The sequence below is a fragment of the Kitasatospora sp. NPDC088861 genome (genome assembly GCF_044750105.1).
Lineage (GTDB): Bacteria > Actinomycetota > Actinomycetes > Streptomycetales > Streptomycetaceae > Kitasatospora.
On record NZ_JBIVJF010000001.1, the window covers coordinates 445,954 to 472,084 of the forward strand.

The 26,131-nt window shown below is 73.7% G+C and carries 23 protein-coding genes; 9 read left to right on the forward strand and 14 right to left on the reverse strand.

The genetic code is table 11. The annotated features are described in order from the left end of the window. Positions 1 to 36: 36 nt before the first annotated feature. From ACIP37_RS01930 to ACIP37_RS01940, 3 genes are all read left to right on the forward strand, one after another. On the forward strand, positions 37 to 861 hold the full coding sequence (locus tag ACIP37_RS01930) for a glycerophosphodiester phosphodiesterase family protein (RefSeq protein ID WP_363627855.1): 825 nt from the start codon (positions 37 to 39) through the stop codon (positions 859 to 861). A 305-nt stretch (positions 862 to 1,166) separates the two neighbouring features. Further along, a complete protein-coding gene (locus tag ACIP37_RS01935) occupies positions 1,167 to 1,709 on the forward strand; it encodes an ATP-binding protein (protein WP_363579783.1) in 543 nt (180 codons plus the stop codon). 106 nt (positions 1,710 to 1,815) lie between these two features. Then, a complete protein-coding gene (locus ACIP37_RS01940) occupies positions 1,816 to 2,799 on the forward strand; it encodes a DUF5926 family protein (protein WP_363579784.1) in 984 nt (327 codons plus the stop codon). A 206-nt stretch (positions 2,800 to 3,005) separates the two neighbouring features. On the opposite strand, the gene ACIP37_RS01945 is transcribed toward ACIP37_RS01940, so the two are convergent. Beyond that, entirely contained in the window at positions 3,006 to 3,683 is a 678-nt protein-coding gene (locus ACIP37_RS01945) for a bifunctional DNA primase/polymerase (RefSeq protein WP_363579785.1), read from the reverse strand. A gap of 613 nt (positions 3,684 to 4,296) precedes the next feature. On the opposite strand from ACIP37_RS01945, the gene ACIP37_RS01950 reads away from it, so the two are divergent. Both ACIP37_RS01950 and ACIP37_RS01955 read left to right on the forward strand, forming a co-directional pair. Next, positions 4,297 to 5,733: a PP2C family protein-serine/threonine phosphatase gene (locus tag ACIP37_RS01950; protein ID WP_400804088.1), complete on the forward strand. Its 1,437-nt coding sequence runs from the start codon at positions 4,297 to 4,299 to the stop codon at positions 5,731 to 5,733. Between the two features lie 136 nt (positions 5,734 to 5,869). Further along, positions 5,870 to 7,369, forward strand: coding sequence for an aminopeptidase P family protein (locus ACIP37_RS01955; protein WP_363579787.1), 1,500 nt, complete (start codon positions 5,870 to 5,872; stop codon positions 7,367 to 7,369). Positions 7,370 to 7,421: 52 nt separating this feature from the next. Here ACIP37_RS01955 and ACIP37_RS01960 read toward each other — a convergent pair whose 3' ends face one another. Both ACIP37_RS01960 and ACIP37_RS01965 read right to left on the reverse strand, forming a co-directional pair. After that, a complete protein-coding gene (locus ACIP37_RS01960) occupies positions 7,422 to 8,870 on the reverse strand; it encodes a hypothetical protein (RefSeq protein WP_400804091.1) in 1,449 nt (482 codons plus the stop codon). Continuing rightward, the gene (locus ACIP37_RS01965) at positions 8,867 to 9,541 is read right to left on the reverse strand and encodes an RNA polymerase sigma factor (RefSeq protein WP_400804094.1); all 675 of its coding nucleotides are present in this window, start codon (positions 9,539 to 9,541) and stop codon (positions 8,867 to 8,869) included. Before ACIP37_RS01965 ends, ACIP37_RS01960 begins: the two co-directional genes overlap by 4 nt. 234 nt (positions 9,542 to 9,775) lie before the next feature. Between ACIP37_RS01965 and ACIP37_RS01970 the strand changes: the two genes are divergently transcribed. After that, positions 9,776 to 10,834, forward strand: coding sequence for a helix-turn-helix domain-containing protein (locus ACIP37_RS01970; RefSeq protein WP_400804097.1), 1,059 nt, complete (start codon positions 9,776 to 9,778; stop codon positions 10,832 to 10,834). An 83-nt stretch (positions 10,835 to 10,917) separates the two neighbouring features. Here the strand turns inward: ACIP37_RS01970 and ACIP37_RS01975 are convergent, their stop codons facing one another. The 8 genes from ACIP37_RS01975 to ACIP37_RS02010 all read right to left on the reverse strand — a co-directional run bounded on the left by ACIP37_RS01975 (position 10,918) and on the right by ACIP37_RS02010 (position 18,018). Then, entirely contained in the window at positions 10,918 to 11,691 is a 774-nt protein-coding gene (locus ACIP37_RS01975) for a MerR family transcriptional regulator (protein WP_363579791.1), read from the reverse strand. A 142-nt stretch (positions 11,692 to 11,833) separates the two neighbouring features. Beyond that, positions 11,834 to 13,060, reverse strand: a complete 1,227-nt coding sequence (locus tag ACIP37_RS01980; RefSeq protein ID WP_400804101.1) for a hypothetical protein — start codon at positions 13,058 to 13,060, stop codon at positions 11,834 to 11,836. Between the two features lie 170 nt (positions 13,061 to 13,230). Beyond that, a complete protein-coding gene (locus ACIP37_RS01985; protein ID WP_400804104.1) occupies positions 13,231 to 14,421 on the reverse strand; it encodes an LPXTG cell wall anchor domain-containing protein in 1,191 nt (396 codons plus the stop codon). 441 nt (positions 14,422 to 14,862) lie between these two features. Further along, positions 14,863 to 15,441, reverse strand: coding sequence for an NAD(P)H-dependent oxidoreductase (locus ACIP37_RS01990; protein WP_363579793.1), 579 nt, complete (start codon positions 15,439 to 15,441; stop codon positions 14,863 to 14,865). A gap of 98 nt (positions 15,442 to 15,539) precedes the next feature. Continuing rightward, positions 15,540 to 16,424: an NAD(P)-dependent oxidoreductase gene (locus tag ACIP37_RS01995; RefSeq protein ID WP_400804107.1), complete on the reverse strand. Its 885-nt coding sequence runs from the start codon at positions 16,422 to 16,424 to the stop codon at positions 15,540 to 15,542. Between the two features lie 91 nt (positions 16,425 to 16,515). Beyond that, on the reverse strand, positions 16,516 to 16,929 hold the full coding sequence (locus ACIP37_RS02000; RefSeq protein ID WP_363579795.1) for a hypothetical protein: 414 nt from the start codon (positions 16,927 to 16,929) through the stop codon (positions 16,516 to 16,518). A gap of 43 nt (positions 16,930 to 16,972) precedes the next feature. Beyond that, positions 16,973 to 17,389: a PPOX class F420-dependent oxidoreductase gene (locus tag ACIP37_RS02005; protein WP_107453052.1), complete on the reverse strand. Its 417-nt coding sequence runs from the start codon at positions 17,387 to 17,389 to the stop codon at positions 16,973 to 16,975. 71 nt (positions 17,390 to 17,460) lie between these two features. Continuing rightward, positions 17,461 to 18,018, reverse strand: a complete 558-nt coding sequence (locus ACIP37_RS02010; RefSeq protein ID WP_363579796.1) for a heme-binding protein — start codon at positions 18,016 to 18,018, stop codon at positions 17,461 to 17,463. 134 nt (positions 18,019 to 18,152) lie between these two features. Between ACIP37_RS02010 and ACIP37_RS02015 the strand changes: the two genes are divergently transcribed. Further along, complete coding sequence (locus ACIP37_RS02015) at positions 18,153 to 19,607, forward strand: sensor histidine kinase (protein WP_400804571.1); 1,455 nt, start codon at positions 18,153 to 18,155, stop codon at positions 19,605 to 19,607. Then, positions 19,604 to 20,248 carry a response regulator gene (locus ACIP37_RS02020; RefSeq protein ID WP_400804111.1) on the forward strand — a complete coding sequence of 215 codons (645 nt, stop codon included), beginning with the start codon at positions 19,604 to 19,606 and terminating at the stop codon, positions 20,246 to 20,248. Before ACIP37_RS02015 ends, ACIP37_RS02020 begins: the two co-directional genes overlap by 4 nt. Positions 20,249 to 20,859: 611 nt before the next feature. Here the strand turns inward: ACIP37_RS02020 and ACIP37_RS02025 are convergent. Continuing rightward, positions 20,860 to 21,378, reverse strand: a complete 519-nt coding sequence (locus ACIP37_RS02025) for a hypothetical protein (RefSeq protein WP_363579799.1) — start codon at positions 21,376 to 21,378, stop codon at positions 20,860 to 20,862. A 105-nt stretch (positions 21,379 to 21,483) separates the two neighbouring features. Further along, positions 21,484 to 21,963: a tail fiber domain-containing protein gene (locus ACIP37_RS02030; RefSeq protein ID WP_400804113.1), complete on the reverse strand. Its 480-nt coding sequence runs from the start codon at positions 21,961 to 21,963 to the stop codon at positions 21,484 to 21,486. Positions 21,964 to 22,448: 485 nt separating this feature from the next. Here ACIP37_RS02030 and ACIP37_RS02035 point away from each other — a divergent pair, with 485 nt between their 5' ends. Next, positions 22,449 to 23,534: a sensor histidine kinase gene (locus ACIP37_RS02035; RefSeq protein ID WP_400804574.1), complete on the forward strand. Its 1,086-nt coding sequence runs from the start codon at positions 22,449 to 22,451 to the stop codon at positions 23,532 to 23,534. 58 nt (positions 23,535 to 23,592) lie between these two features. On the opposite strand, the gene ACIP37_RS02040 is transcribed toward ACIP37_RS02035, so the two are convergent. Next, complete coding sequence (locus ACIP37_RS02040; RefSeq protein WP_400804116.1) at positions 23,593 to 26,130, reverse strand: ABC transporter permease; 2,538 nt, start codon at positions 26,128 to 26,130, stop codon at positions 23,593 to 23,595. Position 26,131: the final 1 nt, after the last annotated feature.

Genomic DNA, 26,131 nt, shown 5'->3' on the forward strand with positions numbered 1-26,131 from the left:
GCCTGCGCGTCACTTCCGCCGCCTATCGTGGGGCCCGTGACCAGCACAGACCCGTCCTCGACGGCGGCGCGCACCACGCCGCCCGTCCAGGTGATCGCCCACCGCGGTTCCTCGCACGCCCTGCCCGAGCACACCCTGGCGGCGTACCGGCGCGCGCTCGACGAGGGCGCGGACGCGGTCGAGTGCGACGTCCGGCTGACCGCCGACGGCGAGCTGGTCTGCGTGCACGACCGCCGGATCGGCCGGGTCTCCAACGGCCAGGGCACCGTCTCGGCGATGACGCTGGCCGAGCTGGAGGCGTACGACTTCGGCGCCTGGAAGACCGGCCGCCCCAGCACCGACCCCGAGCTGCGCGGCGTGCTGCGGCTGGAGCGGCTGCTGGAGCTGGTGGTGGACTGCGGCCGCCCGGTGGACCTGGCGATCGAGACCAAGCACCCGGTGCGCTACCGCGGCCGGGTGGAGGCCGAACTGCTGCGGACGCTCGAACGCTTCAAGATCGGCGCGAGCCGGGAGGGCGAGCGCCCTTCGGCCCGGATCATGAGCTTCTCCTCGGTGGGGCTGAACCGGGTGGCGGCCTCGGCGCCGGAGTACCGGCGGGTGTTCCTGTTCGAACGGACCCTGCCGCTGCTCGGCCGGCTGCGCCCGGGCTCCCCGCTGCCGGGCGGGGCTCGGATCGCCGGACCGGGCATCGACCTGGTGCGGGCCCGCCCGCAGCTGGTGACGCGGCTGCGCGAGCTGGGGCACGAGGTGCACGTGTGGACCGTGGACGAACCGGCCGACGTGGAACTGTGCCTGGAGCTCGGGGTGTCCGCGATCATCACCAACCGGCCCGCCGAGGTCCTGGCGCAGCTCGGCCGGTGATCCGGCGTCGGACGGCGGGCCGCCCGCAAATCCACCCGCAAAGCCCGGACACAACCTGATCGTTCTGGTCGGCAGTCAAACCTTCCGGGCCCGTTATTGCCGGAATTCATGCGCCGGGGCGACGCACGGTGAGCACGGAATGACCTCAGGTCCACCCTCGGTCGCAATCGCTTGAAATGTCCTCGCGGGATCGTCCGGCGGTCGTTTCCGACGCATTACCAAGGGGCATCTCTCCCTCGGCATACGCTGAAGGAGGTCCGGGGGTGGCGTTGATGGTGGCGCGTGAAGTGCCGGCTTCATCGACCATGGCAGTGCCGCACGGCCCGGCGAGTGTCGGGGTCGCACGGCGCCGACTGCGTCGAGATCTCGGCGACCGGGAGATACCGGAGCCGGTCGTTGATGATGCCGTACTGATCCTTTCCGAACTGCTGAGCAACGCCTGTCGGTACGCCCGTCCGCTCGGCCCGCTGCGGGCCCTGGGGCGCGGCGCCCGGGCCGAGGTGGTGGACCAACTGCTGGTCGGCGTCCCCTCCGGGGCGCATTCCGCCACGGGCGGCCGGGAGCGCGAGGAGCACGGGAGCGGAACGGACGGCGGCGTGCTGGTCCGCTGGCAGCTGCACGCCGACGGCGTGCTCACCCTGGAGGTCACCGACGGCGGCGCGACCACCCGGCCGCTGCCCGCCGGCCCCTCGCTGACCTCGCGCGGCGGTCGCGGCCTGAACATCGTCGACCAGCTGGCCAGCGACTGGGGCGTGCGCGACGCGCCCGGCGAGGTGACGGTCTGGGCGGCGCTGCCCGCCCGGGCCCGGCACGCCCGGCGCACCGGTGGTGACGCCCGCAGCGCCTGAACCGACGCGCGCTCCCCACCCGTCCGCCCGGCGTGTGCCCGCGCGCCGGGGGAACGTCAGTAGGCTGCCCGGAGCAAAGGACCACCGTTCCCGGGAGAGCCGCACCATGGGCAAGAAGGCCGCCAAGAAGGCGCCGCAGCGTCAGTCCACCACCGCCGTCGCGGGCGAGGTCCCCGTGGTGGGGGCCCGCGAGAACTGCCCCTGCGGTTCGGGCCGCCGGTACAAGGCCTGTCACGGCCGGGAGGCCTCGCACGCGGTGCAGGAGCTGGTGCACCGCCCGTTCGAGGGCCTGTCGGGCGAGGCCGACTGGGTCGCGCTGCGCGAGCTGGTGCCCGCCGCCACGGTGCCGCTGACGCTGGCCGCCGGGGTGGCCGAGGGCGCCACCGGCGAGGTCCCGTCGGTGACCCTGGCCACCGTGCTGCCGCTGGCCTGGCCGGCCCTGCGCCGCCAGGACGGCTCCATCCTGCTCGGCCTGCAGACCCAGTCCTCCTCCGGCGACCTCAGCCGCGACCTCGCGGACGCCCTGGAGCTGGCGCTGGCCACCGAGCCGGGCAACCCGGTGCCGTCCCGCCGGACCGAGGCGGGCGGACGCCGGCTCCAGGACCTGCTGGACGTCACCGCCGCGTTCACGCCCGCCGTGCACACCGGCTTCGAGTTCTGGCTGGAGGACGCCGAGACCGCGACCGGCGAGGTCGCCGCCTCCCTGGAGCGCGCCAACGCCTCGGCCATCCCGACCGAGAAGCTGGCGAGCGCCGACGCCGCCTACTGGTGCGGCACCCCCGACAAGAACCACCTGCGCTGGGTGATGACCGTGCCCGAGGAGCGGCTGCTGGACGCGCTGGCCCGGCTCAGCGCCGCCGACCAGTCCTCGCTCGGCCCGGACACCCGCCTGGTCGGCTCGTTCCGCGCGCACGGCCTGACCGTCCCGGTCTGGGACCTCCCGCTCGCCATGACCGCCGCCGACTGCGAGAAGCCGGCCGCCGAGTTCGCCGAGCGGCTGGCCTCGGTGCTCGCCGACGAGACCCCGTTGACCGCCGAGGAGCGGCGCGCCCGCGCGAACCTGGTGAACCGTCAGGTCACCTTGAACTAAAGCGCCCGGGATCCGGGTGATACGCGTCACATTGTCGCCATGAAGCCGCAATTTCCGGGCTGGCAGGGCGTCTTGGAAATTGGCGCGGGCGCGGATCCTTGTTACTGTCTAAAGAGTCCGGCCGCTGGTGCATCCCCCGTCGCCAGCGGCCGGATCTTTTGTTTTCCGCGGGGCCCCGACGAGCGGCCCGGGAACGGACCGGCGGATCAGTACGCCGAGCGACCGCTGTCCAGCCGGACCGTCGCCTCCACCAACTCGCCCAGCAGCGGCCCGACCTGCGGCAGCCACACCCCGCCGTCGGCGTCCGCGCGCGGGGCCAGCACCCAACGCACCCGGCCAGCCGCTCCACCGGGCGGCAGCGGCAGGAAGCCGTCCACCCCGTGATAGCGCAACGAGCCTGGCACCCAAGGGAGTTGAGAGAGCATCTCGCCGAGCGCGTCCAGCGAGTACGGGGCCACCAGCAGCGCGTACCGGCCCGGCATCGCCAGCACCGGACCGAGCGGCAGCCGCAGCGCGCCCAGGTAGACCAGCGCCCGGGCCCCGGCCGCCGCCGGCAGGCTGACCGCCGAGACCACCGAACCGGTGGCGGCCAGCACCGGAGCGTCCGGGCTCTGCCGCTCCCACCACCAGCGCACCATCCGGGCGTCCGTGGTGGCGGCCAGCAGCGACGGGTCGTGCGGGTGCGCGCCCGGCACGACGCAGTCCTGGTCGCCGCAGGAGCACTGACCGCCGCGCAGGACGGCCCCGGGCACCACGGGCCAGCGGTGGTCGACGGCGGCCGTCAGGGCCGCGGCGAGCCGGGCAGGGCGCTGACGTGCGACGTCGTCCTGGACGGGGTGGTGGGGAGTGGCGGGCGGACACGGATCTTTCGGGTTCTCACGCATGGCGCTCGTTCCTTTCCCTGACCGCTCGGTTCGCTCCGGCCCGTCGGCACCGCCGGGACTCGTCACGCGGACCCGCGGTGGCACGGCCCCGGCGGCGCGAAGGGGGGCGGGCGGCATGGCGGGCGGCGCGGCGACGACGTGGATCACGGTGTGGAGCACGACATGAGAAGGGCCGCGCACTGAAACAGCCCCTGGAACGAGAATCCCGTATGCGACCGGATGGACGCCGCCCGGGCGCGCTTGGTTCCACCGTACGAGTGAGAGACTTCCGGCCAGCCCGGGTCCCGGGCGGCGCGGGCATACGATCCGGACGGCCGCCGGGTCCGTCCCCTCCGTTCTGCCCGCTCCCGGTCCCCTCCATGCCTCCCGACCGGACCGGCGCGCGCCCAGGCCGTATGCGCCCCCCGACCGGGTCTCGCGGATGTGGAACAGGCCACCGCGTCGTCCTGGATCTGGACATGCCCCAAATGGCCTGTGTAGAAGTGGTGGCATTGCTGTCGATCAATGACGAGTAGTAGCGAATCGAGGCGAAACGCGCCCTTTGGCCGTCATCGCTCCACACCGGCCGTACCTGGGGGTTCCGCATGGCACGTAGCACGTCAGGAGTGGCGGCATGACCGAGTCCCACCCGTCGTCATCGACACCCTCCGAGCCGGGCGAGCCCGGCAGCGCCGGCGGGCTGACCGTCCTCGACCCACCGGGCTTCCCCGGCCCCGCCGACGCGCAGGACGGCGCGGCGGACGTCCGCACGGCACCGGCCGCCGGAGTGCAGGACCGTTTGGCCGGACGACTGTCCGATTTCGCCAGCCTGCACCGGCACACCGAACAGCTCGCCCGCGCCCGCGGCCTCGCCGCCACCCTGGACACCGTCCTCGCCTCCGGCGCCGCCCTGCTCGGCGCCCGACGCGGCGTCCTGGTCACCCGGATGCCCGGCGGCAGGCCCGGCCAGCCCGTCGGCCTCGGCCTCGACCGCGCCAGCCTCGGCGCGCTGGAGACCGTCCCGCCCGAGCAGAGCCTGCTCGCCAGGCTGCTGCGCGAACAGGACCGGCCCGAACGGCTGCACTCCCCCGACCTCGCCGAGGACCCGGCCACCGGCGCCCGGCTGCGCGAACTCGCCACCCAGCTCGGCCTCGGCGGCTGCTACGGCCTGCCGCTCGCCACCGAGGAGGACGGCCCGCTCGCCGCCGCCCTCTGGTTCTACGACGAGCCCGCCGAACCCACCGAGCGCCAGCGCGAGCTCGCCCACCGCTACGCCGCGATCGCCGCCCCGCTGCTCGCCAAACAGCTGGAGGCGGACAAGGTCCGGCGCACCACCGAGGCGCTGCGCCGCGGCCTGCTGCCCGACCGGCTCCCCCAGCCCGTCGGCCTGCGGCTGGCCGCCCGGATCCTCCCGGCCGGCCTGGACCGCTCCTGCGGCAGCGACTGGTACGACGCCATCCCGCTGCCGGACGGCACCGTCGGCCTCACCGTCGGCTCCGTCTCCGGCGACGGCCCCGGCGCGGGCCCCGGCTCCGCCCCCGGCGCGGCCGCCGCAATGGGCAGGATCCGGGCCGCGCTGCGCGCCTACGCCGTCCTGGAGGGCGAGGACCCGGTGTCCGTCCTCGGCGACCTGGAACTGCTACTCAAGACCACCGAGCCGGCCCGCACCGCCACCGCCGTCTACGCCTGGGTGGAACCCGAGGAGCGCCGGATCACCCTGGCCGGCGCCGGCCACTGCCCGCCCGTCCTGGTCGGCCGGCACGGCGCCGAGTTCGTGGAGACCTCGCTCTCCGCCCCGCTCGGCATGCTGGCCTGCTGGGAGGCCCCCGGCGTCGAGCTCACCGCCGACCGCGGCGACACCCTGCTGCTCTACACCGAGGGGCTGGCCCGCCGCTGCGGCCCGACCCTGCACGCCGGCCAGGCCAACCTGCGCCGGGCCGCCGCCGACGCCCCGCGCGACGTGCGGATCGACCCGGACCGGCTCTGCGCCCACCTGCTGGCCGTCTGCCCCGACCCCGGGCCCGGACCGGCCACCGACGACCTGCTGCTGCTCGCGGCCCGCTTCGAATAGCCGCCCCGAACAGTCGCCCCGACCCCGAACGGGCGAGCGGCCGGGCGTCCGTACCATGGACGCACGGCCGCCCGCGCGTGTCGCGATCCGACACTCCCCCGAGGGGCGGCGGTACCACCCCAAGGAGGCGTTACACGTGACCGAGGACCGCACGCCCGCAGTGGCCGAGAACCCCGAAGCCGACGGCGGCGACGAGCCGCAGCAGTTCAAGGGCCGCAAGAACGGCCTGTACGGCGAGGTCTCCGACGAGCTGGCCGCCTCGATGAAGACCGGCTGGGCCGACACCGAGCTGCACGGCCTCGTCCCGGTCGCCCAGGCCCCGTACGCGGCCGAGCGCCGCGCCCGGCTCTCCGCCGCCTACCCCGGCGAGCGGCTGGTCGTCCCGGCCGGCAACCTGCGGGTGCGCTCCAACGACACCGACTACAGCTTCCGCGCCGCCAGCGAGTACGTGCACCTCACCGGCGACCAGACCGAGGACGCCGTGCTCGTCGCCGAGCCCACCGGCGACGCCGGCCACGAGTTCGCCCTCTACCTGCTGCCCCGCTCCGACCGCGAGAACGGCGAGTTCTGGCTGGACGGCTACGGCGAGCTGTGGGTCGGCCGCCGGAACAGCCTGGGCGAGCAGGAGCAGCTGCTCGGCCTGCCGGCGCGCGACGTGCGCAAGGCCGCCGAGGAACTGGCCGGGCGCACCAAGGACTCCGCGGTGCCCACCCGGATCGTCCGCGGCTACGACGCCGGCCTGGAGGACACCCTGGCCGACGTGCTGGACGCCGACCGGGACGCCGAGTTCAAGGAGTTCCTGAGCGGCCTGCGGCTGGTCAAGGACGAGTGGGAGGTCGGCGAGCTGCGCGCCGCCTGCGACGCCACCGTCAACGGCTTCACCGACGTGGTCCGCGAGCTCGGCCAGGCCGTCGCCACCTCCGAGCGCTGGATCGAGGGCACCTTCTGGCGCCGCGCCCGGGTCGAGGGCAACGACGTCGGCTACGGCACCATCGCCGCCGCCGGCCCGCACGCCACCACGCTGCACTGGGTCCGCAACGACGGCGACGTCCGCCCCGGCGAGCTGCTGCTGCTGGACGCCGGCGTCGAGACCCACACCCTCTACACCGCCGACGTCACCCGCACCCTGCCGATCGACGGCCGCTTCAACGACCTCCAGCGCAAGATCTACGACGCCGTGTACGACGCCCAGGAGGCCGGCATCGCCGCGGTGAAGCCCGGCGCCCGCTTCCGCGACTTCCACGACGCCTCGCAGCGCGTGCTCGCCGAGCGCCTGCTCGCCTGGGGCCTGCTGGACGCCTCGGCCTACGACGTCGAGAAGGTCCTGGAGCTGGGCCTCCAGCGCCGCTGGACCCTGCACGGCACCGGCCACATGCTCGGCCTCGACGTCCACGACTGCGCCCACTCGCGCCGCGAGGAGCACGCCGACGCGCTGCTGGTGCCCGGCATGGTCCTCACCGTCGAGCCCGGCCTGTACTTCCAGCAGGACGACCTGACCGTGCCGCAGGAGTACCGCGGCATCGGCGTCCGGATCGAGGACGACATCCTGGTCACCGCCGACGGCAACGAGAACCTCTCGGCCGGCCTGCCGCGCCGCGCCGACGAGGTCGAGGCCTGGATGGCCTCGCTGGCCTGAGCCACCCTCCGGGGGCCCGGCCTCCCCGTGGCGGGGAGGCCGGGCCCCCGTGTCACTTGGTGATCTTGAGCGAGACAACCTCGTTGCCGAGACCCGTGAGGGTTCCTCCCGTGTAGGGAAGGACGGCCCGCGTCATCACCCACAGTGGCCCGAGGCCGTGTCCGGCATCGATCGTCATCCGGTACTTGACCGTTCGGCTCTGCCCTGGAGCCAGGGGGAAGAGCGACTCGGGATCCGCCATCGCGTAGTCCATCGCGCTTCCTCGCGTGAGCGGCTTTTCCTTCCAGGTGGCACCGTCGAGACGCTCGAGCTTGCCCGCGTTCAGCGACACCACATCCACCGGCGTGTCCATGGGCCACTCGGTGTAGACCAAGGGCTCCACCTGGGCGAAATTCGTCGGACTGTTGTTCTTGTAGGTCACCGAGAAGGTGACGGCCGGACTTCCCGCCTTCAGCTCCTGAACGCCCGTGAAGCCGCCCACGGTGATATCGATGTCGTTCTCGTGGTACTTCACCGGTGGCGCCTGGCGGCCGCTCAGGTCGAGGGTGTTGACGATCGTCATCAGTCCGGGCTGGTAGTCGGCCTTGAGGCCGATCGCCGAGACGGACACGAAGTCCTTCGGCAGGGCCCACATCTGGGCCGTGAAGGCGTCGCCGCCGCAGTTGATCTGCCACTGCGACTTGCGTGCGGCACGGCCTGCCACGGTGGGTGTGCTCCTGGTCGGGCCGACACTGTCGATCTGTCCGTTCCTGGTGAGCGTGGGGAAATAGGACCACGCCGGGCACCAGGGCTGCGTGGACCAGCCGCTCTCGGAATCCAGGTCGGGCAGCCTCGGCCAGAGCTGCGACTCCTGGTCCGTGACCGTCAGAAGCACGCCGTGCGGCAGGCAGTCCCCGGCCGTCGCGTCCTGCGGAGCGCTCGGGCTCAGGATGCAGAGGGTGTTGGCGGAAGGATCCGGATTGACGGCCCGCCAACCTGGCGGGATCTTGAACTTGATGCCCCGGAAGGGGTAGGTCGTCCCGGCCGGCGCGGTGGTGGCCGGGGTGGTGGCGGGGGTGGTGGGCGGCGCCGTCGTCCGGGTGCCGGCCGACGTCGGGTCGGAGAGGGGGGCCCCGGTCTCCGGGTCGGCGGCGGGGCTGCCGGTGTCCGGCGAGGTGGCCGTGGGGGTCGGGGCGGCGGTCGGCTCGGGGGTCGGGCTCGGCGAGGTCGTCATGGTGGCGGCCGGTGGGGGGACGTCCTTCCTGGCCAGCGGGTCGCCGTGGAAGGTGAGCAGGCCGATCGCCAGGGAGGCGGCCAGCGCGAAGACCGGCACGGCGGTCAGGTAGACCGGGCGCAATCGCCACACCCGGCCGCGCGGCGGTTGCGCCGGGCGCAGGTCGTGCGCGGTGATCAGCGAGGCGCGGGCGTTCATCGCCTCGCGTAGCAGCCGTTCGGTCGCCGTCTCGGCCGGCCCGTCACCGTCTCGGCCTCCGCTCTCGCGGCCGGGGAGCTTGTCGGTCATCGAACCTTCTCCAGATGCTTTTCCAAGGCGTCCAGGGCCCGGCTGGCGGTGGACTTCACGGCGCCCCGGGACAGCCCCAGGGTCTCGGCGATCCGCGCCTCCGACAGGTCGGACCAGTAGCGCAGCACCAGCACCTCGCGCTGGCGGGAGGTCAGCTCCTGCATGGCCGCGAGCACCCGCCGGTGCTCGTCGTTGAGCACCGCGTGGTCCTCCGCGGAGGCGGCGTCGGGCTCGTGCGGCGGGACGTACTCGCGGGCGGTCTTCCGGCGGCGCAGCATCGACCGGGCGCCGTTGACCACCGCGGTGCGCAGGTAGCCGAGCGCGTTGTCGAGGTCGTCCAGGTGCTCGCCGTACCGCTGGTAGAGCTGGGTGAAGGCCTCCTGGACGACGTCCTCGGCCAGGTCCTGGTGGTCGACCAGGAGGACGGCCATCCGCACCAGGCCCAGCCGGTGGACGTGGTACAGGTCGGTCAGGGTGGGCCGGTCCTCCGTGGGCTTGCGCCCGCCGCGCAGCAGCCGGAAGCCGGAGCGGCGCTGCGCCGCCTGCTCGTCGCCCGGGCCGGCGGGCACCTCGCCGGCCTCCTGCGCGCCGAACAGCACGGCGACCACTCCGCGAACGGAGAAACCGCGCCCCCTCGTCGGCCCGGCGATCGGCCCGATGGCCATGGACATGCGCGTTTCCGCTTTCCCCCGGGACGGTGGCGGCTCTCGCCGGACCGTCAGGACTCCTGATCAAGATCGTGACCGGGGAGATCCTGACAGCCGCCCTCGGCCCGCCTCTCTCCGCCCCCGTACCAATGGACGTGTGGCCGGGGTGGAGGTTGCAGGTGGATCCGAGGAAGATTCCCGGCCGGCCGGAACGGCTACACTCACCGCCATCCCGCCACCCGTCAGCAGGGGGTCCGCATGACCGAGCAGCACGTCGAGGGCCCGGTCGGCACCGGGTCGGGCCCGGTGCCCGTCGTCATCGGCCCCCGCCCGGAACCGGTGCACCACGTCGCGGTGTACGCCTTCGCGGGCATGGCGCCGTTCGAACTCGGCGTGGTGGTGGAGGTGTTCGGACTGGCCCGGCCCGAACTGGGCGGCCTGCTGGCAGCGCCCTGGTACGGGCTGAAGGTGTGCGCCGACCGGCCCGGGACGGCGCTGGACGCGGTGGGCGGGTTCGCGCTGACCGCCCGGCACGGGCTGGACGAACTGGCCTCGGCCGACACGGTGGTGGTCCCCGGGGTGCCGAACGCGTTCAGCGGCGCGGTCTCCCCCGGGCTGGTCGCCGCGCTGCGGACGGCGCACGAGCGCGGCGCCCGGATCGTCTCGATCTGCTCGGGCGCCTTCGCGCTGGCCGCCGCCGGACTGCTCGACGGGCGGGAGGCAACCACCCACTGGCGGTACGCCGACCTGCTCCAGCAGCGCCACCCGGACGTGCGGGTCAACCCGGACGTGCTGTACGTCGACAACGGGAACGTGCTCACCAGCGCGGGCAGTGCCGCCGGGATCGACCTCTGCCTGCACCTGGTCCGCCGCGACCACGGCGCCAAGGTGGCCAACAGCGTGGCCCGCCGCTTCGTGGTGGCGCCGCACCGGGACGGCGGGCAGGCCCAGTTCATCGAGGCCGCCGTCCGCCCGGTCGAGGAGGAGGACGACGGGGTCGCCCGCAGCATGCAGTGGGCGATGGGCCACCTGGCGTCCCCGCTGACCATCTCGCTGCTGGCCCGCGCCGCCCGGATGTCGGACCGCTCGTACCTGCGGCACTTCACCGCCCGCAACGGCACCAGCCCGATGCGCTGGGTCGTCACCCAGCGCATCGCGGCCAGCCTGCCGTTGCTGGAGTCACCGGAGGGGACGGTGGAGGAGATCGCGGCGGCGGTCGGCTTCGAGAGCGCCGCGACCTTCCGCCACCACTTCGGCCGGGTGATGCGCACCTCCCCGACCGCCTACCGGCGCTCCTTCGGGCGCGGGGTCGCGTAGCCCCCCGGCCACGTGGCCCGGCATCCGGCATCCGGCATCCGGCATCCGGCATCCGGCATCCGGCATCCGGCATCCGGCGGCGACTATGCCTTCTCGTGCCGGTCCGCGTTGGCGAGGATGGCGTCGTGCAGCCACTGCGCCAGGCCCGGGGCGAGGTTCTCGTAGGTGGTGGTCCACCTCGGGTCCGAGACGTACAGCCCGGCCAGGCCGCGGTGGATGGTGAACGTGCAGTCGTAGAAGTTCTGGCAGATGTGCTGCCGGTGCGCCTCGGCGAGGTCCGTGGCGGCGGCGCCGTCGGCGGGTTCGCCGGCGGTGAGCGCCTCGACCAGGCGGGTGTTGAGGTCGGCCATCTCCGCCTGGATCCGCTGCCAGTCGGCCTTGTCGTAGCCGCCGGTGCGGCGCTGCGACTCGGCCCAGGCCGCGGTGTCGCCCCAGCGCTGTTCGGCCTCCTGCTCCCACTCCTCCTGGTAGCCCTCGCCGAAGATCTCGAACTTCTCCTCCGGGCTCAGCTGAATGCCCATTCTTCGTGCCTCCATGGCGTGTTCGACGGCTGTGGCGAGGTCCTGGAGGTGCCTGATCCGGTCGGTCAGCAGTTGGTGCTGCCGACGGAGGTGCTCGCTCGGACTGACCGAGTCGTCGTCCAGGATCGCCGCGATCTCTTCCAGGGGGAACCCGAGTTCGCGGTAGAAGAGGATCTGCTGCAACCGGTCGAGGTCGGCGTCCTGGTAGCGGCGGTAGCCGGTCCGGGTGCGGCCCGCAGGGGACAACAGGCCGATCTCGTCGTAGTGGTGCAGGGTGCGGACGGTCACCTTGGCGATCTTGGCCACGGCTCCGACCGAGTAGCCCTCGCTGCTCATCCGGGTCCTCCCTTCGTGCTGACCACCAGCCTCCGCTCTCACGCCGCGTGAGGGTCAAGCCGTCCTCGGGAGGGAGGGCCCCGGTCAGGCTCGGGCTCCGGGGCCGGGGCCGGGGCCGGGGCCGGTCAGGCTCCGGTGCCGGTCAGGCTCCGGTGCCGGTCAGCACGCGCTCGCGCCGCCGGGAGGAACGGCGCCGCCCCTCGCCGTCCGCCGGGGACCGCGGGCGGCGCGTCTGCTGGGTGGGCCAGAACAGCACGTACGCGGCGGAGACCACCACGAAGGCCAGCCGGACGAAGCCGCGGCCCGCGTCGGACGGGATGAACAGCGTCCCGCCATACAGCGCGGCCAGCGCTATCCAACTCCACCACGGGACGAGCCGCTTCTGCCCGACCGCGTCCCAGAGCAGGGTGCCGAGCAGGATCGAGGCCGTGTAGTAGGTGTAGACGCTCGGATCGAGCAGGATCCGGGCGTCCGCGCCGAGCAGCACCACGGCCGGCCAGCGGCCGCGCCAGACCGCGATGGTGCCGAGGCCGAGGCCGAGGGCGAACTGGGTCGGACGGTCCCACCAGGGGGTGGCCGGGTCGGTCACCCCGAACCAGCGCAGTGCGGAGGCCGGCTGGTTGGGGATGGTGAACTTGGCGGCGGCCAGGGTGTCCAGATTGCCCAGGTAGAACGGCAGCCAGGCGATCGCCACCAGTCCGACGAACCAGATCGCGCTGCGCAGCCAGGCGGGCCTGGGCAGCGCCAGGATCAGCGGGGCGAAGGCGATCGCCCAGGGCTTGGAGTCCACCCCCAGCGCCAGGTAGACACCGACCATGGTGGGCTTGCCGCGGGCCAGGGCGTGCGCGGCGAGGGTGGTGAAGAACAGCGCCAGGACGTCGTCCAGGTGCGCGAATCGGACCGAGACCTCGACCCACATCGGGATGAACGCCAGTCCGGCGATCAGCAGGCGCTGCTGGAGCCGGCGGTGGTTGGTGCCGGTGCCCAGGTAGTACAGGGCGGCGGTGCGACCGATCAGGACCAGCATCACCAGGCCGAGCCCGGACATCGCCGCCTCGGCGATCAGCTGGCCGGTGTGGGCCGAGAACGGGGCCGTGAGCCGGGCCACGGCCAGGCTGACCGGGCCGATCTGCAGCTCCGGGTGGTGGGCGTAGAGCGCCAGCCCGCCGTCCGGGTGGTCGCTGAAGAGCAGCTGCTCACCCTGGCGCAGGTAGTGCCAGGAGAAGCCGCCGCTGGGCTCGACCAGGAAGAACCAGAGCACCGTCCAGGCCACCAGCAGAACGTGGTGTCTGCGCAGCGGCAGCCCCGCGATCCGCCCGGTCGCCGACTCGTAGTCGGTGGCCGTCCGTGCCGTGCGTGATCCCCGCACCTGTCCCTCTCCCCGCCGGTTCCGCCCCCCTCCGGCCGGACATCCTATGTGACGGAGGTGTCCCGCCCGCGCCGCCCGGAGGTCCGTCGAACGGACGGCCGGGCGGCGCGGGCGGTTGTCAGGCGGGTACCGCCTCGGTGTAACGGCTGGAGCGTGCCTTGCGGCCGCGGTCAGCCCTGCTGGGCCGACTTGCGGCGGCGCAGCACCACGAGGGTGCCGACACCGGCGAGCAGCACGGCGCCGCCGGCCACGGCGATGGCGGTGGTGTCGTCACCGCCACCGGTCTGGGCCAGGGCCTTGTCCCCGTTGTCGGCGGCGGCCTTGGCCTTGGTGACGGCGGCCGGGGTGAGCGGCGGCGGGGTGAGGGTCGGGACGGCCACCGGGAAGTCGATCGGGCCGGCGGTGTCGCCGTTGCCGTCGACCGGGGCCGGGGCGGAGGTCGACGCGGAGGCGGAGCCGGACGGCTCGCCCGTGGTCGGGGTGGTCGGCGGGACCGACGGCGACGGCGTGGTCGGCTCGGCGCTCGGGGTGGCCGAGGTGGAGGGGGTGGCCGTGGCGGAGGTGGAGGCGGTCGGCGACGTGCTCGCGGTCGCCGAGTGGGAGGCCGTCGGCGAGGTGGAGGCGGTCGCCGAGTGGGAGGCCGTCGGCGAGGTACTCGCGGTCGGGCTGGGCTTGCCGGTGTGGCTCGGGCTGATGGTCGGGCTCGGCTTGCCGCCGCCGCCCGCCTTGATCACGAAGCCCGCGCCGCGGACGCCGTCGCAGCTGAGGTGGCCCCCGTCGACCGGCGCGTGGGTCTCGTCGTCGAGCTCGGCGGAGAACACCACCGGGACGACGCCGGCCCGGCCGAGCGGCGCCTCCGAGGTGAAGGAGACCCGGACCTTGATCGAGAAGCTCTTGCCGCGGTTCACGACGAGCAGGTCGTCGTCGGTGGGGTTGCCGTCCTGGCCGAGGCCACCGAGCAGGGTGAGGACGGACTTGTCCTTGTCCTCGCCGCCGTCGGCGGCGACCGAACCGGTCTGCCACTGGCCGCCGGGCAGCTGGTACTGGACCTTGAGGTCCTTCGCCTTGAGCGAGCCCGCCTTGTTCTTGAACTTGAGCAGCGGGAGGAAGAGGAAGTCGTGCTTCGTCGAGTTGTCGATCTTGAAGGTGAAGTCGCGGGCGTCGCCGCCGGCGATGAAGGTGCCGGGCACGCCGTTCACCGAGAGGTCGAGGCTCTGGTGGGAGGCCTTGCCGGCCGCCTGGGCGGCGGCGGACGGGGAACCGGTGGTGCCGACGGCCATGGCGCCCTGGGCGCCGGACAGCACGAGCGAGGACGCGAGCGCGGCGACGCCGGCAAGGGCAAGACTGCGACGTATGGGCAAGGGAGACCTCACGGAAGAGTCCGGGCGAGGCCCGGGGCGCGGCGGGGCGGGCGGCCGTGGACGCCTCTGACCCCTCGCGAAGCTTGAAAGTCCGACGGAGATTACCGAAGGATCCGGCCACTCCGGAAGGCGGGTGTCACGCTGGGGACCGCTCACGGGACGGGAGTGCCCGAATCGCCCAATTCCGTCCTGCGGTAAGGCTTTTGCGCTTTGCAGAAAGATGACCGGAGAGTGACGGGTACACGCCCGGGGGGCCGTATCGCACCACCTCGCGTGGCGTGAAGCGATCGGTCGTGTGAACGTCCGGCGAATGCCCGGGTGAATGTCCTGTGAGGGTCGGTGCGAACGCCTTGCGCGCGCCGGTGCGAACGCCCTACGGACGTCCACGCGAGCGCCCGCGTCAACGTCCGCGTGAGCGCCCGCCGGAACGGGTGCGCGGGCTCAGCCCGCGAAGAAGGACTTGGCCGCGATCAGCGCCCGCTCGTCGCGCAGCACGTCCCCGGGGCGGGTGCCGTTGCCGAGCAGCGCGCCGCCCCAGCGCATCCCCATGTACTCGGCCGTCAGCCGGAGCGTGCCGATCAGCGGTTCGGCCTTGTCGTCCTCGGTGGCGAGGGCGGTGACGCCCCAGATGGTGCCGCCGCGCATCCGGGCACGGAAGTCAGCCCCTGGCTGCCGGAGCCAGGACGACCAGTGGTCGAGGTAGAGCTTCGCGCTGGTCGGCAGCGAGTACCAGTACAGCGGTGCGACGAAGACCAGGTCGGTGGCCGCCAACGTGGCGTCCAGCAAGGTCCGTTCGTGGCCGACCGGCTCGGGGTGGCGGCCTCCCTCGACGTGCCGCAGGTCCTCGAAGGGCGGCAGCGGGTGCTCGCTCAGCCGCAGCCAGCGCTGCTCCGACCCGGCCGGCAGGCTCGCCTCGGCGGCCAGCCGGGCGAGTTGCTCGGAGTTGCCGCCGGCCCGCGCACTGGCGTTGAGGAACAGAAAGGTGCGCGGCGCCTCGGCGCCCGTCGGCTGGTCGGCCATCGGGACTCCCCCGGTCGGTGGTGCGGATGAAGGTGCGAGCACCCCCCGCCCCCCGGTTGTTCCACGTCCGGCGCCCGGGAGTTCGCCCGGGAGTTCGCTCAGGCGGGCAGGCCGGCCCGGCGCCGGGCGACGGCCGCGACCGCCGCCCAGTCCTTGTCCGCGTCACCGTGGGCCAGCGCGTCCAGGAAGGCGTCCCGCAGGATGCCGCCGAACGGGAGCGGGACGTTCCGCGCGGCCCCGGCCTCCAGGGCCAGGCCGACGTCCTTGAGGCCCAGCGGCAGCCTGAACCCGGCCGGCTCGTAGCGGCGTTCGGCCACCATCGCGCCGTAGCCGGAGTAGACCGGCCCCGGGAACAGCGTGCCGGTGAACATCTCGACCAGGTCGGTCGGCCGGACGCCGTGGGCCTCAGCCAGGCTGCACGCCTCGGCCATCGACTCGATCGCGCAGGCCAGCAGGAAGTTGGTGCTGATCTTGGCGGTGTTGGCCTGTCGCGGGCTCGCACCGAAGTGCCAGGTGCGCTCCCCCATCGCGGCGAACAGCGGCTCCGCGCGGGCCAGCAGCTCCGGCGCGCCGGCGGTCAGGATGTTCAACCGGCCGGCCGCCGCGACCGGCGGACGGCCGAGGACCGGGGCGGCCAGGTAGCCGATGCCGTGCTCGGCGTGCAGTGCCTCGGCGCGCTCGGCGAGTCCGACGGAGATGCTGGCCATGTTGACGTGCAGGGTCGTCGCGGCGCCCGCGAGCAGGGCGGGGTCGAGCAGCAGCCGTTCGACCGCCTCGTCGTTGGCGAGCATGGAGACCACGGTGTCGGCGGCGTACACCTCGGCGAGTGTGCCCGCCGCCTCGGCGCCCTCGGCCACCAGGGCGGCCACCGGCTCGGGCGAGCGGTTCCAGACCCGGACGGTGTGGCCGGCCCGCAACAGGCTGCCGGCCATGCCCCGCCCCATCGCACCCAGCCCCACGAAGCCGATCGTCGCCCCGGTCATCCCGCACTCCCGTCGCCGTCACCGTCACTGTCACCGCATCTGCGGATGACTGTACGTCAGGAGACGGTGGCCTCCTGCGTACTGGACGGACTCACGCACAGGCGCGCTCCGGTAGCCGGACGCGGCCGCGCTCCAGCTCGGTGACCACCCGGCGGCTCAGCAGCTCGTACTGGGCCTGGAGCCGGCCGGGGCGGGCCGGGCGGGCGACCGGACGGCCGGGGCCGACCAGTTCGTCCGGCCCGAACTGCTCGCGGGTGAGGTCGATCTCGATGCCGGTGGCGAAGCGGTTCCACCAGTGCAGATCCGTCCGGACCCCGCCGACGTGCACCTCGCCCATCATCAGCTCGCCGCCGAGCAGGTCGTGCACCACCATCGCCGTCACCCCGCACTGGCCGCGGGCGGGATTGTCGGGACGCCAGTGGGCCAGATCCTCGGGCGCACAGGTGTCGACACCCCAGGAGGAGCGGATCGCACGTTCGATGTCGTTGAGGGTCCACGCCGTCATACCGGGAAGCCTGCCATGCACCACTGACAGCGGCACCGGCTTTTCAGAGGGCCACCCCGTGTTCTGCGGAGACCTTCTCGATCTTCACCCGAACGAGCAGTTCCCCCGGCACGCCGTTCCGGGCCCCGTACTGCTCCGCGACGTCCTCCCCCATGTACCGGGCGGCGATCCGGGTGGCCCAGGCGCGCACCTCGGCCAGGTCCTCGCTCAGCCGGGCGGTGCCCTGCACGAGAACGTACGCGAAGGGCGGCCGGTCGTCGTCCACGCAGATCATCACCCGGCCGTCGCGGGCCAGGGTGCGGCCCTTGACGGTGCCCGCACCGGTGTTGAAGACGAGCTCGTCGCCGTCCAGCAGGAACCAGACCGGCGCGACGTGCGGACGGCCGTCGGCCCGGGTGGTGGCGAGCTTGGCGGTGCGGGTGCCCTCGGAGAGGAACGCCCGCCACTGGTCATCGGTCATCGTCGGCATACCGCCCATCCTGGCCGGTCGGCCCGCCCCGCGCATCAGGGGACGGGCAACCGGCCAGGGGATCACTTCGCCAGTGCGGCGACACCCGCCTGCGCGAACTGCTCGTCCAGGTCGCCGCTCGGCGCGCCCGCGACACCGATCGCCGCGACCGGGGCGCCCTTGGACTGCACCGGGGCGCCGCCGGCCAGGAACAGCGTGCCCGGGATGTCCTTGAGGGTCGGGGCCTGGGCCAGTCGCTTGGTCAGCTCCGAGGTCGGCGCGTTCCAGGAGACCGCCGTGAACGCCTTGCGCTGCGCCGACTCCGGAGACTGCGGGCCGGCACCGTCGCCCTTGAGCAGCACCCGGGTGACACCGTCCCGGTCGACGACCGCGACCGAGACGTGCTGGCCGGCCTTGGCCGCCGCGTCCAGGGTGGCCTGGGCGGCGCGGGTCGCGGCGTCGATGGTCAGGCCGGTGCTCTGGGCGAGGTTCTTGTTCTGGGTGTCGACCTTCACCGCGGCCGGCGCGGCCGGGGTCCCTGAGGTCTCGGCGCTGGCCGAGACGGCGCCCACGGTGGCGGCGAGCGCGGCGGCGGCGAGAGTGCCGGTCAGCACCCGGGTGCGCACGGAGATCTTCTTCATGGTCCAGCTCCTCAGCGGATCGGCGAACGGGATCGGGGCCGCCGGGCGGCAGGGGGTCCGCCCGGCTCCACCCCGATCCTCCGGCCGGGGCGAGGCTCGCCACATCGACGCTCCGGCGCGACCGCGCGGGCATGATGGAGGACAGCCCCGTCAACCGATCGGCTGATGCGGGACCGGGCCGACCGGGCCACCATCGAGGGATCGGTGCAGGTCGGTGCGCCGGGCGCACCGGGCACGCGGTCGAGGCGGCCGGTGCCCGTCCGGATGCCGACCGCCCACCGAGGCGCCCAGGTGCCGATCGCCCGTCCAGCCAGGAGCCACCCGTGCAGCAGCCCCGCCCCGCCGCCGGTCACGACGCCGGCGACCCGGACGCGGGCCGCCTGGCGGTGCTGCTCGACTCCGCCTTCCTGCTGCTGCTCGCCGCCTCGCTCAGCCGCTACCTCACCCACCATCCCGGCAACCCCCGGATCCCCTGGGTGATCGGGCTCAGCATCGCCCTCGCCCTCGCCCAGCCGGCCGGCTCCTGGCTCGCGCACTGCCACCCGCCACCGCCACCAGCGCCCGCGCCCGCGCCCACGCCCGGGGCTGAAGCTGCGCCCGGCGACCGGGTTCCGCGTCGGCGCCGGTGGCCGCTGGCCCTGGTGGTCGCGCTCTGGGTGGTGCTGGTGCTGCTCGCGCCGAGCTTCGCCTGGTGCGCCGTCCCGCTGGTCTACACCGCGCTGCGCACGCTCCCCGCGCGGGCGGCGATCCCGCTCGTGGCGGCCCTGACGCTGCTGGTGGTGATCGCCGAGCTCCGACTGGCCGGCGGGGCGGACGCCACTCTCGTCCTGCTGCCGTTCGCGGTGGCCGCGCTCGCCACCGGCGTGTTCCTCTTCATGGACCGGCAGGACGCCCGGCAGCGCGCCCTGATCACCGACCTGGTCCGCACCCGGCGCGAACTCGCCGCCACCGAACGGCGGGAGGGCACCCACGCGGAGCGCGAGCGGCTCGCCATGGAGATCCACGACACCCTGGCCCAGGGGCTGTCCAGCCAGCAGATGCTGTTGCAGGCCGCCGAGCGCACCTGGGACACCGAGCCGACGACCGCCCGCACCCACGTCCGGACCGCCGCCGAGGTGGCGGCCCGCAACCTGGCCGAGGCCCGCCGCTTCGTCCACGACCTCGCACCGGCCGAACTCGCCGACGGCCGTCCGCTCGACCAGGCGCTGCGCGCGCTCGCCGGACGGGAGGCCGCCGAGAGCGGTCTGCCGGTCCGCTTCCACCTGGACGGCACGCCCGTCCCGCTGCCCGCCGCCGCGCAGTCCGCGCTGCTGCGGATCGCCCAAGGCGCGCTGGCCAACGTCCGGGAGCACGCCGGTGCTTCGGCCGCGGCGATCACCCTGTCCTACCTCGGCGACCAGGCCGTCCTGGACGTCGCCGACGACGGGCGGGGCTTCGACCCGGGCGCGGTCGGGTCGGCCGGCGGCCGCGGGTACGGGCTGCCCGCGATGCGCGCCCGGCTGCGGCAGTTCGGTGGCACGCTGACCGTGGAGAGCACCCCCGGCGAGGGCACCGTCGTCTCCGCCGCGATCCCCCTGGAGCACCGATGAGCGAACGAACCGGACCCGCCCCCGTCCGGCTGCTGGTCTGCGACGACCACGCGGTGGTCCGGGCCGGCCTGCTGGCGCTGCTCGCCAGCGCGGGCGACATCGAGGTGGTCGGCGAGGCGAGCACCGGGGAGGAGGCGGTCGCGCTGGCCGCCGGGCTGGCGCCGCAGGTGGTGCTGATGGACCTCCAACTCGGCGACGGCATCGACGGGGTGGAGGCCACCCGGCGGATCACCGCCGCGCCGGACGGCCCGCACGTGCTCGTGCTCACCACCTACGACACCGACGCCGACATCACCCGGGCGATCGCCGCGGGCGCCACCGGCTACCTGCTGAAGGCCGAGCGGCCGGAGGAGTTGTTCGCCGCTGTGCACGCCGCCGCCCGGGGCCGTACGGTGCTCTCGCCGCCGGTCGCCTCCCGGGTGATGGCGCAGATGCGGGCGCCCGCACCGCAGCTCACCGAGCGCGAGCAGGACATCCTCGCGCAGCTGGGGCAGGGGCTGGGCAACCGGGAGATCGCCCGGGCACTGTTCATCAGCGAGGCCACCGTGAAGACCCATCTCGGCCGGATCTACGACAAGTTGGGGGTGGACACCCGGTCCGGCGCGGTGGCCGTGGCCAAGGAGCGCCGACTGCTGCGCTGACGGGCCCTCACGTACGGCCGGGCCGTCCCGCCGGTGAACTCACTCCGCATCAGCCTGCCATAGCATCACCGGACGCATCCGCTGCGCTCAGCGCTCGCGCGGTGTCACTGCGTGCTGCCATGATGCTCGGAATGTCGGATTCCAGCGCGGCCCGCCGTACGGCCTGCCGCCCGTACCGGAGCCCGTCGCGCGCCCGTCGAAGGGTCGCCGGGCGTCCTGCCGGGCCTCAACCCGCTGGTCCAGCGCCTGGCGGGACCTTACGGACCGACCGTCACGTTTGTGGATTTTTCGTGGATCCCACTATTGACAAACCAACCACGCGGTTTGTTACCGTGATACCAACGACGTCCCCGGGGGTGGGGGCTCGCCGGGGCCTGTGCGGACCGCTCTCGCCGGAGGGTGCTGCCAGGGGGGAACGGCGGGGCTGCCGGGGAGTCGGGGGGAGCGGCAGCGCGAAGCCGCGCGACGAGGCGGTGCGGAGCGAGTCCGGGGGGACTCGCTCCGCGCCTCCCCTGCGTCCACGAACCTCCGCCGCCCCCAGCGCCTTCCGGTTCTTCCGGCTCCCCGGTTCTTCCGGCTCCCTGGTTCTTCCGCAGCCGGACAGAGCCTGGCTAGCCCATCGCGCTCCAGTACGGGCAGCACACGTTCGGCAGCGGTGCCGGGCCGCGACCGCCGGCGCCCTGCAGTGACGGCAGCCGCTCCGAGCGGGCCACGCCGGGCGAGCTCGCGGTCAGTCCAGCCTCGCCCAACTCACCGAATGTCAGAGCCAGTCGATAACCGTCCAGAGTGGCGGCGGCGACTCCGGGGCGGCTCCGGCCGGCGTTCAGCGAAGTGATCGTCCAGCCTCGCCGCCGCCAGTGCCGCTCGACCGCGTCCACCAGTGCCGCCCGCCGGACCGCCGAGACGATGGTGAGGATGTCCCGCCCCCGGGTGACGTACCAGCGCAGGTCCGGGTCCCGCCCCGGCAACGGCAGCCGCGCGCCCGCTCTGGGTGCCGCCCCCTGCCAGACCGGCGCCGGCCGGACAGCGTCCAGGGTGTCCTGCAGCAGTGTCTCGCAGCGCTCGGCCGCTTCGAGCTGATCGACCGCCGGCGTCGGGCCGAGCCACCGGGCGGGCGGCACGACCGGCACACCGCCTCGGCTTCCACTCGGGAATCCGACATTCAGTTCGGCACCACCTGGCTGCACTGGTCCCCTCCACGCTCCTCCCGGCGTTCAGACCGGGCCGGGATTCCGTCACTGCTTGGACGGTGGACGTGGACGGACAGTTCCGCCTCTTACCGTTCCCACACCCTCTTCCGCACCCCTCTCGCACGCCCCTTTCGCACACCCCTCCCGAGCCCCCGCATCCCCCGCCTCCCCCGCATCCCGCAGTTCGCTCAGGCGCCGGACCTCGGTGGTGAGTTCGTCGATGCGCCGGTTCAGGGCCTGGATGCAGACCAGGGCGATGCCGTTGGCGTCGACGACGGGGATCACGCGGGTGTTCTCATGGTGGAAGTCGAAGGAGGCGTGCCAGTCCTGGGCCATCGGTCCGATGTGCCGCACCTGCTCGGGCTCCCACAGGTAGCGCCAGGTGCTGATGGGCAGGGCGACGACCGTCTCCAGTACCTGATGGCCGTTGACCGCCCCGGCCGGGGCGACCGCGGCGGTGTCAGCGGTCTCGGTGCGATCCGGGGCGGTCCGAGCCGCCTTCCCGGAGCGTCGGAACAGACCCATGCTCAGCGGCTCCAGTCGATCGGGACGCCCATCCCACCCGAGCGCCCCGCCCGCCCACGTCCGACAATCGGGACATAGGGGACCCCGCCGCCACGCTTCCCCCCATCGAGTGAAGCCCCCGCCCGGACCCGCATTCGACCGCCGCACCACCTGTACGAGCCGCCGTCCGGTCCGTCGAGAGCCGATCATCGCGAAGCCCAGGGCGAGTTGGCAGGAGCAACTGGCGATGGACCTCGGATTCGGAGTCCGGGGACGGATGTTAACGGCGGGTTTCCGACGGGAACTATGCTCACGGTCGGAAGTACGGGGGGCCTTGAGGTAAACGACGGGCCTCCCGTGCGCCCATGGCGGGTCAAGTCGCTTTTCGGGAGCTCTCATTGGGTCACGGTGCGTACCGACGGGGCGGCGATCGCTACTCGGAGTCGTCGGGCGAACGGCTCACCCCGAGGGATCCCCTGTCCCGCCTCACCAAGGCCATCGTGATCATGGTGACCCTCGGGTTCTTCACCGCCTCGGTCGTGGCCACCATCCGCAACCGCGACGGCCTCTCGTACCAACTGGCCGCCGTCATGGTCCTCTTGATTCTGCTCGGCTTCCAGATCCTGCACGCCGGCCCATGGCGCCACAGGCGGCCGTGGTGGCCGTGGAGCCTGCTCGCTCACGGAGTGATCACCTACCTGCCGTTCCTGGTCTTCGACGGAGCGTGGGTCGGCATCCCCGGGTCGTTCGCCGGATCGATGCTGCTGACCGTCGCCGCACCCAGGTCCTGGATCCTCTTCACCCTGCTGGTGGCGGGCCAGTACCCGATCTACGCGGCGCTGGGCGACAACGCCGGGCAGTGCCTCAACGCGAGCGTCTCCACGGCAGCGGGCGGAATCGTCGTCTACGGCGTGGCCCGACTGGCCGACATGACCGCGGAGTTGCGGGCGGCCCGCACCGAGCTGGCGGAGCGCGCCGTGGACCAGGAGAGGCTGCGCTTCTCGCGGGACCTGCACGACCTGCTCGGCTACAGCCTCTCCGTAGCAGCGCTGAAGTGCCAGATCGCCGAGCGGACCGTACTGGAGGACCCGCGGCGCGCCCGGGCGGAGATCTCCGAGGTGCTGGCGATGGTGAGGCAGGCGATGTCCGACACCCGTTGGATCTCCAGTGGCGATCTCCAGATGTCATTGGCGCGGGAAACCCGCTTCGCCGCCTCGGCGTTGCGGGCGGCCGGCATCAGCGTGGAGGTCGACCTGGCCTACGGCGCCCTGCCGCCCGAGCACGACGCCGTACTGGCGACGGTGGCGCGGGAGGCCGTCACCAACATGCTGCGGCACAGCGTGGCGCGGCGCTGCGAGATCCGGGCCGTCAGGGGCGAACTCGGCGATGTGAGCCTGGTGGTGTCCAACGACGGCGTCCTGGCGGAGGGCGTCTCGGTGGATCCGGGCGGCGGCCAGGGCATCGACAACCTCACGGAGCGGTTGCTCGCCGTCGGGGGGCGGCTGACCGCGGAGGAGGGCGAGACCGGCTGGTTCCACCTCTCGGCGGTCATCGCGGCCCCGCAGACCAGGACGACGTCCAGGGCCGGCTGACCGTGCGGTCGTGGCCGCGCGGCGCCCGGCGGCGACGGCCACGACCGCACGGCGCCCGCTACTCCCGGAGTCCCATGGCCTCGACCGGCTCCCTGCGCAGCGCCAGCCGGGTGGTCAGCAGTACGGTGCCCAGACCCAACAGAGCCGCCCCGCCCAGCACCGCGGCCGCCCAGGCCGCGGATACGGACGGCCAGGCCGAGCCGGTGAGCGCGAGACTGACGGGCACCAGGACGGCGGCGGTGACCGCGGCGCCGAGGGCGAGGGCCACGCCGACCGTGATGCCCCCCTCCCAGGCCATCATGCGCAGGATCTGACGGCGGGTGGTACCCACCAGACGCAGCAGGGCGAACTCGCGCAACCGCTCGGTCGTGGCCATCATCAGGGTGTTGACGACGGCGATGGCCGTGAAGAGGCTGATCATGCCGAGGAGCAGCCGGCCGACGGCCGTGGCCGACTCCTGCCGGTGCCTGCGGGCGTCGTCGTACGCGGCCCGGTCGCTCGTACGGGCCATGGGGTAGGCGGCGGTGAGGCTTTGGAGCTCCCGGCCGACCTGCTGGGGGTCGGCGTCGGGGGCGGAGCGGACCAGGACCGTCGGCGCGAGGGGGTCCGGCGTGTGCGCGGCGGCGAACTCGGTGGGCATGAGGGCGTCGGCGAACCCCAGGTCGCGGTCGTAGACGGCGACCACCGTGGCGGTGCTCTCGCTGCCGTCCGTCCAGCCGATCCGGAGCTTGGCGCCGACGCCCGCGCCGAGTCCGGAGGCGGAGCGCTGCCCCAGCGCGACGCCGTCCCCGCGCAGTTGGTCCAGCGAGCCCACGGTGACCCCGGGATCGAGCAGCTCGGACAGCTCCGTGGAATCGACCACCCGGGCGCTGACGCCCCGCGAGCCGGCGGTGCCGGGCGATGCGTTGGACACCATGGTCATGGCGGGCACGACCCCGCTGACCGCTTTGACGCCGGGCAGTCGGCGGGCCGCGGCGACGAAGTCCGGCGGGAGCCCGACACCGTCGGCCTGGACCACGTGGTCGGCCCGCAGCCTTCGACCGTCCTCGACCCCGGCGGCCTGGGCCTTGACACCGGGGACGAACAGCACCGTGCTGGTGAAGGCCACCGCCAGCACCAGCGGGGTGACGGCGGCGGCGAAGCGGCGGGGCTGGGCGCGCAGGGCCGCGGACGCGAGGAACCCCGCCACGGGGAAGAGCCTGCCCACTGGTCCACCGATCACCACACTGGCGACCCGCCCGATCACCGGTCCGAACAGCGCCACCCCCAGGAGGAGCAGCAGGACCATGCTCTCGGCCGTGCCCGCCCCGCTCCGGCTACCCGTGGAGGACGCCAGCACCACGGCGCACACGACGAGCGTCCCGGCCCCGAGCACCGCCCGCACCCAGCCGATCCGCGGCGCGGGCGCGGCGGACTCGCGCAGGGCCTGGGTCGGTTCGACCCGGGACGCCCGGCGCGCCGATGCCCACACGGCGAGTTGCGCGGTGACGACGACCCCGCCGACGACGGTCAGCAGTGCGGTGGGCCCGACGTGGAGCGGGACGTCGGAGCGGACCACACCGCGGTCGACGAGTACGCCGCGGAGCAGCGACGCGACGCCGACCCCGACCGGGCATCCGACCAGCGCGGCGCCGAGGGTCAGGACCAGCGTCTCCATCGCGATCATCCGCCGCACCTGTCCCGACGTGGCGCCCACCGCCCGCAGCAGGGCCATCTCCCGCAGGCGTTGCTGGACGGTGAGCGCGAGCGCTCCCGCCACCACGAACACCGAGATGAACAGGGACAGGACGCCGACGGTCCCGGCGAGCGAGGCCAGGCCGTCCCCGGGCCCGGGTGTGCCCGAGAACTCCCGCTCGCCCCGCTGGTCGCCGGTGCTCACCTCGGGCCCGGACCAGAGCTCCGTCCCGGTGGCCGGGAAGGCCGTGGCGAGGACCTGTTCGACCTGCGCGGCCAGCGCCTGCGGATCGGCTCCGTCCCGTGCCGTGATGCCGATCGCGTCCGCGCCCTTGGTGGTGCCCGCGAGCCGGGCCGCCTGGTCGGGGCTGAAGAAGAGGGCGGCCTGGCGGGCCAACTCCCGTGGGGATGCGGCCAGTCCGGACACCGTGTAGGCACGGGGGGCGGTGGTGGTGGCCAGCCGCACGGTGTCGCCGGGCCGGAGCCCGCCGCGTGCGGCCGTCGCCTCGTCGAGGACCACCTCGTCGGGGCCGGTCGGCGGGTGGCCGGAGGCCAGGTGGAAGGGGGCGAGGACGGCGCTGGTCCAGGAGTGCCCGAGGGACTCGCCGCCCTGCGGGCCGGAGAGGACCTGCCCCGATCCGGTGATCACGGCGGCGGGGAAGGAGACCTCCGGGGCGACGGTCCCGGCGCCGGGCAGTGCGGCCAGCTTTCCGATCAGCGGGTCGACGTCGGCCATCCGGGTCGAGCCGCTGATCACGACCGGGGCCGCCGCGTAGCGTTCGGTGGGGGTGCCCGCACGCAGGGCGGACTCCAGCAGGACACCGCACGCGGCGGTCAGGACGAGGGCGAACGACAGTGCGGTGAAAGCACCGGCGAAGCCCGCCTTGCGGGCGCGCACCGTCTGCCAGGCCAGTAGGAGCATG